The sequence below is a fragment of the Microcoleus sp. BM001215392 genome (assembly GCF_036700185.1).
Classification (GTDB): domain Bacteria; phylum Cyanobacteriota; class Cyanobacteriia; order Cyanobacteriales; family Microcoleaceae; genus Microcoleus.
Window position 1 is genome coordinate 1 of the sequence record NZ_JAUBOJ010000040.1, and the last position, 1,430, is coordinate 1,430.

1 protein-coding gene and 1 pseudogene are annotated in these 1,430 nt (G+C 42.2%); both read left to right on the forward strand.

Annotation, left to right across the window (positions count from 1 at the left end):
- Positions 1-821 (forward strand): annotated as a pseudogene (locus QT974_RS07200) (hypothetical protein); the annotation flags it as partial.
- Positions 822-1,100: 279 nt separating this feature from the next.
- Entirely contained in the window at positions 1,101-1,373 is a 273-nt protein-coding gene (gene csx18, locus QT974_RS07205; protein ID WP_333467834.1) for a CRISPR-associated protein Csx18, read from the forward strand.
- Positions 1,374-1,430: the final 57 nt, after the last annotated feature.

Here is a 1,430-nt window from a genome sequence, read left to right on the forward strand (position 1 = left end):
GTGATTTCATAGAAAGTTCTACTTATTTGCAGGGGATGCAAGTTCAAGAAGCAAAGGCACTATTAAATCGTTATGACTATTTGGGAGTAGAGCGCATTTTAAAACCTTACTTGAAAGATGCTTCCGATCCGCTATTGCTGGAAATTCGCGACTTGTTGGCAATGGCTGTACAGTGGAATTTTGCTATGTTTGAAGATTTTGGCAAGGCTAGAGGAGATGTTGCAAAGGAGCGTTTGAATCAGTGGTGGTGGACTGGCTATGAAGCTGCTTATTTAGGCGTGATTCGTTTAAGGCAGGGGAACACTGTTGAGGCTCTATTTCATAGTTTTCGGGCTGTGGAAGGATTGATTAAAGAATGGGCATTGGACAAGTATAAACCACAAATTCAATACTCTAATCGCAAGCAACCAAGTACAGCATATATCCATGATATAAATCTGCCTCAGAATTTACGGTATTGGTTTAATGCAAATAAAAATGATACTTACAAGACGGTAGGTTTATTTGGTAAAGCACTATTTACCTTACTCGAAGCATCTTATTCAAAGAATCAATGGGAGCAAAATGTAGATATCCAAGTAGTTGCTTGCAATACCATAGATGAGAGGAATGTGACTTTTCATTCCTTGCGGGGCCTGAGTAACAATGATGTTTTTAAAGCTTGGAATACTGATAATCCAGAAAAATGGGAATCACGAGTTTTGGGCTGTTTGAATTTCGTTGCACAGCAAAAATTTGTTTCGTTAAAATCAGCGAGTTTGATGGCGAAAGTGCATGATGAATTGGTAGATGCGATCGCCCATTACGAACTGCAAAAATAAGTCAATAAATCTACCACAACTTCACCGATCCGCCGTTCGTTTCAAACCCCCGTCTCATAGCAAAAGTCGGTTGAAACCGACTACATAATCTCACCCATAAACTCCCCAGTCCTCTTTGAGAGGACTTCAGCTTTGAGCCGGGGGTTTCAACCCCTGGCGGACTTTGAGCCTAGGTGAAAAACCCCCAACCGACTAACAAACTTAACTAAAAACTTTCACCTTCAACCACCATTTACGACCAAACTTTACCATCCATATTCAACCCAAAATAACACAACTATGTACATCACATCCCGCGCATCCACAATCCGTAATTTCTCCCTAGCCGCCGTCAACGGCACCATCACTCTCATCATCCTCCTAATCGCACCCCTGGGATTAGCTGCCGTAATTTCTAACACATTCCTGGTCACAGTAGCTACTTTTTTTGCATCCACTATCGCTGACCAAATCGTTCGCTACCTCCAACCTTCTCGCGCTCAAGAAATCCCAAATTCCTTAGAATCTACCTCGGAATCATCGAAAATTCTCCCGCGCGATTCCCTGGATTGAACTCTGACTAAGCACGACAATTCAAGAAACCGGGTTTTTCGGAGTTTTTGCGTCTGT

Coding starts and splice junctions, on each gene's coding strand:
- csx18 (WP_333467834.1), top strand. CDS start 1,101: ATGTACATCACATCCCGCGCATCCACAATCCGTAATTTCTCCCTAGCC.